Below are 8,088 nucleotides of genomic sequence, written 5' to 3' on the forward strand. Positions count from 1 at the left end.
GAAGGGCTCGGCTGGCTGCAGGCCTGGCGGCAAACGAAGCACTAGCGGAAGTCCGGAATTGCCGTTATAATTTCGCTTCTTTAGGCTCGTAGCTCAGCTGGTTAGAGCACTACCTTGACATGGTAGGGGTCGTTGGTTCGAGTCCAATCGTGCCTACCAACGAAAATTTGGTAAAACCTGTAAGAGCGAGAAAGGCATCCCCGGTTATGACACCGCGAACGACAACCACATCGGTTTCCAAGCGACGCTAGTCGGGATCTTTTTCGTCAATACCATTTGAAGAAAACGCGGCTGGCCCGCGTTTTTTTTCGTCCGCATTTTTGTACATCGATCCATCTAGCGTCAGCCGCCTTGCCGGCTGAAACGGAGAGCAAAATGATTACAGTCCGACTTCCCGACGGTTCGCAACGTCAATTCGATGCACCTGTCACCGTGGCGCAAGTCGCCGCCAGCATCGGCACCGGTCTCGCCAAGGCCGCACTGGCAGGCAAGGTCAACGGCGATGTGGTCGATACGTCGTATCTGATCGAGCGGGACAGCGACCTGGCCATCATTACAGACAAGGATGCGGAAGGTATTGACGTCATTCGTCATTCGACCGCGCATTTGCTGGCGTATGCGGTCAAGGAACTGTTCCCGGATGCGCAGGTGACAATCGGTCCGGTGATCGACAACGGCTTCTACTACGACTTTTCGTACAAACGTCCGTTCACGCCGGAAGATTTGCAGGCGATCGAAAAAAAGATGGTCGAACTGGCGAAAAAAGACGAGCCGGTCACCCGCAAGGTTTTACCACGTGACGACGCAGTAGCGTATTTCAAATCGATCGGCGAAGCGTACAAGGCCGAGATCATCCAATCGATTCCTGCTGATCAGGACGTGTCGCTCTACACCGAAGGCAAGTTCACTGATCTGTGTCGTGGCCCTCACGTGCCATCGACCGGCAAGCTGAAGGTATTCAAGCTGATGAAGCTGGCCGGCGCCTATTGGCGCGGCGATTCCAAGAACGAAATGCTGCAGCGCATTTACGGCACGGCATGGGCGAAGAAGGAGGAGCAGGAAGCCTATCTGAACATGCTGGAGGAGGCGGAGAAGCGCGACCATCGCAAGCTGGGCCGCTCACTTGATCTGTTCCATTTTCAGGAAGAAGCGCCAGGCTTGATTTTCTGGCACCCGAAAGGCTGGACTGTCTGGCAGCAGGTTGAACAGTACATGCGTCATGTCTATCAGGACAACGGCTATCAGGAAGTGAAGGCGCCGCAGATTCTCGACCGCAGCCTGTGGGAAAAGTCAGGGCATTGGGAGAATTACAAGGAAAACATGTTCACGACAGAATCGGAAAATCGCGCCTATGCGTTGAAGCCGATGAACTGCCCGGGACATTTGCAGATTTTTAATTCGGATCTGCGCTCCTACCGTGAACTGCCATTGCGCTACGGCGAATTCGGACAGTGCCATCGCAACGAACCATCCGGCTCGCTGCACGGCATGATGCGCGTGCGCGGCTTTACACAAGACGATGGCCACATCTTCTGTACCGAAGATCAGATTCTGGATGAATGTGTTGCCTTTACCGCATTGTTGCAAAAGGTCTACCGTAATTTCGGCTTTACCGATGTGATTTACAAAGTGGCAACGCGCCCGGAAAAACGTGTCGGCTCGGATGAGGCGTGGGACAAGGCCGAGCAGGCGTTGATCGCTTCGCTTGACCGTTCAGGCTATCCATACGAAATTTCGCCGGGCGAGGGCGCGTTTTACGGTCCCAAGATCGAATACACGCTGAAGGATGCCATCGGTCGCATGTGGCAATGCGGCACGATTCAGGTCGATTTCTCGATGCCGGCGCGTCTTGGCGCCGAATATGTCGCGGAAGACAACACCAAGAAGGTGCCGGTCATGTTGCACAGGGCGATTCTCGGATCGCTGGAGCGTTTCATCGGCATGTTGATCGAAAATTACGCCGGTGCATTGCCGTTATGGCTGGCGCCGGTTCAGGTTGCCATATTGAACATCTCCGATGCGCAAGCGGATTATGCGCAAGCTGTTGCACAAAACCTGAAAAAACAAGGGTTTAGGGTACATCTGGATTTGCGTAACGAGAAAATTACCTATAAAATACGCGAGCATTCCGTTCAGAAGCTGCCTTATATCATTGTGATTGGCGACAAGGAGCGGGACGCAGGTACGGTGGCCGTGCGAGCGCGGGGCAATGTCGATCTGGGTGCGATGCCCATCGATTTATTGGTGGAGCGCCTCAAGAATGAGGTCGAAACCAAAGCCTGAAGGGTTAATCCCGCAGCGCAGGAGCACGGCTTAATTATTTGATTTTTAAAGGAAATTACAATAGCTACTGACAAGTCGCATCGGATCAACGGTGAAATTACTGCGCCTGAATTGCGTTTGAGTGGTGTGGAGAACGAAGCGCTCGGCATCGTCAGTCTGGCAGAAGCCTTCCGTTTGGCGGAAGAAGCCAATGTGGATCTGGTTGAGATTGCGCCTACTGCGCAACCGCCGGTCGCCCGCCTGATGGATTACGGCAAGTTCAAATATCAGGAACAAAAAAAGGCGCACGAAGCCAAGCTGAAGCAGAAGGTTATTCAGGTCAAGGAAGTCAAATTCCGTCCTGGTACCGATGATGGCGATTACGGCATCAAGCTGCGTAACCTGATCAAGTTTCTGGATGAAGGCGACAAGACGAAGATCACGTTGCGTTTCCGCGGCCGCGAAATGGCTCATCAGGATATCGGCATGCGAATGCTGGAGCGATTGAAATCCGATCTGGAACCGTACGGCCAGGTCGAGCAGTTTCCCAAGATGGAAGGTCGCCAGATGATCATGATTCTGGGGCCGAAGAAGAAAAAGTAAGAATTCGCACTATCTGCCAGCAATGGCAGATGCTGCAAATAGCGGTGAACTCGATTTCACTGCATAACAAGTGAGAGTAGGCATCCAAGTGCAACGAAATTGTTGCCACCTGCAATCATACAAAATGGAACTGTCCCTAAAAGGACAGAGTGTGTCATGCCAAAAATGAAAACGAAAAGCAGCGCCAAAAAGCGCTTTCGTGTCCGTCCGGGTGGTACCGTCAAGCGTGGTCAAGCGTTCAAACGCCACATCCTGACCAAGAAAACCACCAAAAACAAACGTCAATTGCGCGGTGCTGTCGGTGTCCATGACACCAACATGAATTCCGTTCGCGCAATGATGCCGACCGCTTAACCTCACTCACATAATCAGGAGCAATCATGCCTAGAGTAAAACGTGGGGTTACCGCACGGGCCCGTCATAAAAAAGTCCTCGACCAAGCCAAAGGCTATCGTGGTCGTCGCAGCAAGGTTTACGGTATTGCCAAGCAGGCAGTCATGCGCGCTGGTCAATATGCATACCGCGATCGTCGCAACAAGAAACGCGTGTTCCGCGCTCTGTGGATCACCCGTATCAATGCAGCGTCGCGTGAGCATGGCCTGACCTACAGCGTGTTCATGAACGGTCTGAAGCGCGCTTCGATCGAACTGGACCGCAAGGTTCTGGCAGATATGGCCGTGATGGACAAACCGGCATTCGCCGCGATCGTCAATCAGGTGAAAGCAAACATCGCTGCTTAAGTTGTGAATCGTATGTGCTGTCTTTGGACGGCGCAGCAATATCGAGCGGGGCAGGGTTTCATACCTATGTCCCGCTTTTATTTTCTCTGTACCTTTCGGCTCCCTTTCAAGGACGAAAAACAAACCGCATGAATCCCCTAGATCAACTCGTCATTCAAGCACAGACCGATTTTTCGGAGGCAGCCGATGCGGCAGCGCTGGAAAATGCGAAAGCGAAATATCTCGGTAAAACCGGACAAATTACCGAGCAGATGAAAAGCCTCGGCAAGTTGGCACCGGAAGAACGCAAGACGCAAGGCGCAGTCATCAACGCCGCCAAGGAAAAGATCGAACAGGCACTGACAGCACGTCGCGACGCATTGTCGAATGCGCAAATGGAAGCGCGCCTCAATGCCGAGGCCATCGATGTGACATTGCCGGGTCGCGGTCGCGGAACTGGCGGCATTCATCCGGTCATGCGCAGCTGGCAGCGCGTGGAGGAAATCTTTGGCTCGATCGGCTTCGATGTTGCCGATGGCCCGGAAATCGAAAACGACTGGACCAATTTCACTGCATTGAACAGCCCGGAGAATCATCCTGCGCGTTCAATGCAGGATACGTTTTACATCGAAGGCAACGATACGCAAGGCAAGCCGCTTCTGCTGCGTACACACACGAGCCCGATGCAGGTGCGCTATGCACGCATGAACAAGCCGCCGATTCGCGTGATCGCGCCAGGTCGCACGTATCGCGTCGACAGTGATGCGACACACTCGCCGATGTTCCATCAGGTCGAAGGCTTGTGGATCGACGAGAACATCAGTTTTGCCGATCTGAAAGGCGTGTACCTCAACTTTGTTCGTGCGTTCTTCGAAACCGATGATTTGCAGGTGCGTTTCCGGCCTTCCTATTTTCCGTTTACCGAACCGTCCGCAGAGATCGATATCGCATTTGGCAGCGGCCCGTTGAAAGGTCGCTGGCTTGAAGTATCGGGCGCCGGTCAGGTACATCCGACCGTATTGCGCAACATGGGATTCGATCCGGAACAGTTCATCGGCTTTGCGTTCGGCTCCGGCCTCGAGCGCCTGACGATGCTGCGTTACGGTATCAACGATTTGCGTCTGTTCTACGAAGGCGACTTGCGTTTTCTCAAGCAATTCAATTAACGGTCGATGCAATCGGCGCGTGATGTCGAAATAATCGCGACGAGCCGGTTCCCGTATTTTGTAATGTCTGTGGCATAGGGTTTTAATCATGCAATTTTCCGAAAGCTGGCTGCGTACGATGGTCGATCCGAACATGACTTCGGATGAACTCGCGCATTTGTTGACGATGTCTGGTCTGGAAGTCGAAGAGGTCGAGCCGGTTGCGCCGCCGTTCTCCAGCGTGGTCGTGGCAGAAGTACGCGAAGTCGCCAAGCATCCGGACGCCGATCGCTTGAATGTCTGTCAGGTCGATGCCGGTACCGGCACTTTACTGAACATCGTCTGCGGCGCGCCAAACGTGCGCCCCGGAATGAAGGTCGCATGTGCAATGGTCGGCGCGGTGTTGCCTCCGGGTGAAGACGGCAAGCCGTTTGAAATCAAGCTCGGTAAATTGCGCGGTGTGGAATCGCAGGGCATGCTGTGCTCGGCAAAGGAACTCAAGCTGTCGGACGAGCAGGGCGGTTTGATGGATCTGCCGTCGGATGCGCCGATCGGTCAGAATTTCCGTGACTACTATCAGTTAAACGATCTGAAATTCACGATCAAGCTGACGCCGAACAAGGCGGACTGTCTGTCGGTATTAGGCGTGGCGCGTGAAGTGTCGGCTCTGACCGGTACGCAGTTGAAAATACCGACCTATCAAGTCGTTGGGGCGACGATCAAGGATGTCTTGCCGGTGAAAGTTTCGGCCCCTGATTTATGCGGTCGTTTTTCTGGACGCGTTATTCGCGGATTGAATGCGAAAGCGGCGACACCGGACTGGATGAAACAGCGTCTGGAGCGCAGCGGCCAGCGTCCGATTTCCGCACTCGTAGATATTTCCAACTACGTGATGCTGGAACTTGGTCGTCCGACGCATGTGTTCGATCTCGACAAGATTCATGGCGGCCTCGATATCCGCTGGGGCAAGAAAGGCGAATCGCTGAAACTGTTGAACGGCAACACAGTAGAAGTCGATGAGTGGATCGGTGTAATCGCCGACGACAAGGAAATCGAATCGCTGGCCGGCATCATGGGCGGCGATGCGAGCGGCGTCACGCTCGACACGCAGGACATCTATCTGGAAGCAGCGTTCTGGTATCCGAATGCAATTCAGGGACGTGCACGCCGTTTCAATTTCTCTACGGATGCTGCGCATCGTTTCGAACGCGGGGTGGATTTTGCGACGACGGTCGAGCACCTCGAACGCATTACGTCGCTGATCGTGGAAATCTGCGGCCAACCGGGCAAGACGGCAGTCGGCCCGATCGATGATCACATCGTCAATCTGCCGAAGCGTGATCCGGTCAGTGTACGCACTGCGCGCGCTGCCAAGGTCATCGGCATTGCCTTTACCGATACGCAGATCTCCGATATTTTCACGCGCCTCGGCTTGCAGTTCACGCAGAAGGATGGCGTGTTTTCGGTGACGCCACCATCGTACCGTTTCGATATCGAAATCGAGGAAGACCTGATCGAGGAGATCGCGCGCGTCTACGGTTTTGAAAACATTCCTGCGTTGCCGCCGATCGCGGCAAACGCAATGCGCATTCCACCGGAAAATGTCCGGTCGCCATTCACGATTCGTCGCCAACTCGCCGATGCGGACTATCAGGAGGTCGTCAACTTCAGTTTTGTCGAGCAGGCATGGGAAACCGATTTTGCCGGCAATGCCGATCCGATCAAGTTGCTGAATCCGATTGCCAGCCAGATGAGCGTGATGCGCTCGACGATGATCGGCAACCTGGTTGCCAACGTTCGTTACAACCTGAACCGCAAGGTCAGTCGTATTCGCCTGTTCGAAATCGGCGCTGTTTATCTGCGCAACAAGGAAGAGCAGGATGGACCGTTGTCGGTCGCCGGTTTCGACCAGCCGAAGCGTGTTGCTGCAATCGCCTATGGTCCGGCAATGGAAGAGCAATGGGGACAGCCGACGCGCAACGTCGATTATTTCGATGTGAAAGCCGATCTGGAAGCCTTGTTCGCACCGAAGAAGCCAACCTTTGCACGTCTGGACCATCCAGCGCTGCATCCCGGCCGTTCTGCCAAGGTGATCCTTGACGGCAACGAAGTCGGCATCATCGGCGAGCTGCATCCGCGCTGGCAGCAGAAATACGATCTGCCGTTGGCACCGGTGCTGTTCGAAGTTGACGCGACTGCATTGCAGCGCGTCGACGTGCCTGTCTACAAGGAGATTTCGAAATTTCCGGCGGTGACACGAGACTTGGCGCTGGTCGTCAAACAAACGGTCGAAATGCAATCCGTAATCGACTCTTTTGTTGCTGAAAGGAAATCAAATCCTGTATGCAATATTTTGCAAGTGATTGTTTTATTTGATGAATATCGCGGCAAGGGGTTGGAATCTGACGAAAAAAGCCTTGCTTTCCGCTTCACCTTGCAAGATACTCAATCGACCCTGCAGGACGATCTGGTTGATGCTGCAATGGCCGCATTTGTGGCTGCTGCCGGCAAACATCATGGCGCCAGATTGCGTACTTGAATAGGCAGGGAACGACAAATATGAATGATGTGAATTCCGCCGAACTCCAGTCCGTACTTGCTGCCGACCTTAACCGCGCCATGCTGGAGGCCAAGGTACGGTCGCAGGCAGAAAAAGACCTGCCAACGCTGACCAAAGCCGAACTGGCCGAACTGCTGTTCGAACAGGTCGGCCTCAACAAGCGCGAAGCCAAGGATATGGTCGAGACCTTTTTCGACGAAATCCGCAATGCTCTGGAACGCGGCGAGTCGGTCAAGCTGTCCGGTTTTGGTAATTTCCAGTTGCGTGACAAGCCTCAGCGTCCGGGACGCAATCCGAAGACCGGTGAGGAAATACCGATTACGGCACGTCGCGTCGTCACTTTCCATGCGAGTCAAAAACTCAAGGTCATGGTCGAAGATTCAAGCCAAAAAACGCTCGCCGGCACCGTCTGACTAAATGAACGAACGGATCACCAAACCTGAATTGGTTGCGTTGCCGCCAATTCCAGCCAAGCGTTACTTCACAATCGGTGAGGTAAGTGAATTGTGCGGTGTGAAACCGCACGTCCTGCGTTACTGGGAACAGGAGTTCACACAACTGAAACCGGTCAAGCGGCGTGGCAATCGCCGTTATTATCAGCATCATGAAGTGCTGTTGATTCGTCGCATACGTGAACTGCTGTATGAACAAGGCTTCACGATCAGCGGTGCACGTAACAAGCTTGACAGCCGGATTCTCGAGGGGCGTCTGGACGATGACGCAGATCATGACAGCGGCACAGCGGACAACGCGCAGCTAGCAGCGATTCGTGGTGAGCTGATGGAGATTCTGGGGTTGT

Annotated in this window: 8 protein-coding genes and 1 tRNA gene; all 9 read left to right on the forward strand. The window is 54.0% G+C overall.

Features of this window, described 5'->3' with window-relative positions; translation table 11 throughout:
* The first annotated feature begins 82 nt into the window (after positions 1-82).
* A tRNA-Val gene (locus VN114_RS12960) sits at positions 83-159 on the forward strand.
* Positions 160-375: 216 nt separating this feature from the next.
* Positions 376-2,283, forward strand: coding sequence for a threonine--tRNA ligase (gene thrS / locus VN114_RS12965; protein ID WP_325515512.1), 1,908 nt, complete (start codon positions 376-378; stop codon positions 2,281-2,283).
* A 54-nt stretch (positions 2,284-2,337) separates the two neighbouring features.
* Positions 2,338-2,865 (forward strand): translation initiation factor IF-3, encoded by a 528-nt coding sequence (gene infC, locus VN114_RS12970; protein WP_414694226.1) that lies wholly within the window; start codon positions 2,338-2,340, stop codon positions 2,863-2,865.
* Positions 2,866-3,021: 156 nt separating this feature from the next.
* Positions 3,022-3,219: a 50S ribosomal protein L35 gene (gene rpmI / locus VN114_RS12975; protein ID WP_124574982.1), complete on the forward strand. Its 198-nt coding sequence runs from the start codon at positions 3,022-3,024 to the stop codon at positions 3,217-3,219.
* Between the two features lie 26 nt (positions 3,220-3,245).
* Positions 3,246-3,605 carry a 50S ribosomal protein L20 gene (gene rplT, locus VN114_RS12980; protein ID WP_325515515.1) on the forward strand — a complete coding sequence of 120 codons (360 nt, stop codon included), beginning with the start codon at positions 3,246-3,248 and terminating at the stop codon, positions 3,603-3,605.
* Between the two features lie 128 nt (positions 3,606-3,733).
* Positions 3,734-4,750 (forward strand): phenylalanine--tRNA ligase subunit alpha, encoded by a 1,017-nt coding sequence (gene pheS, locus VN114_RS12985; protein WP_325515517.1) that lies wholly within the window; start codon positions 3,734-3,736, stop codon positions 4,748-4,750.
* 88 nt (positions 4,751-4,838) lie between these two features.
* A complete protein-coding gene (gene pheT / locus VN114_RS12990; protein WP_325515519.1) occupies positions 4,839-7,268 on the forward strand; it encodes a phenylalanine--tRNA ligase subunit beta in 2,430 nt (809 codons plus the stop codon).
* Positions 7,269-7,288: 20 nt separating this feature from the next.
* Positions 7,289-7,702 carry an integration host factor subunit alpha gene (locus VN114_RS12995; RefSeq protein ID WP_325515521.1) on the forward strand — a complete coding sequence of 138 codons (414 nt, stop codon included), beginning with the start codon at positions 7,289-7,291 and terminating at the stop codon, positions 7,700-7,702.
* A gap of 4 nt (positions 7,703-7,706) precedes the next feature.
* Positions 7,707-8,088 (forward strand): MerR family transcriptional regulator (locus VN114_RS13000; RefSeq protein ID WP_325515523.1); only part of this gene is annotated, 382 nt, incomplete at its 3' end.

This window comes from Oxalicibacterium sp., from assembly GCF_035565035.1.
GTDB lineage: Bacteria > Pseudomonadota > Gammaproteobacteria > Burkholderiales > Burkholderiaceae_D > Oxalicibacterium.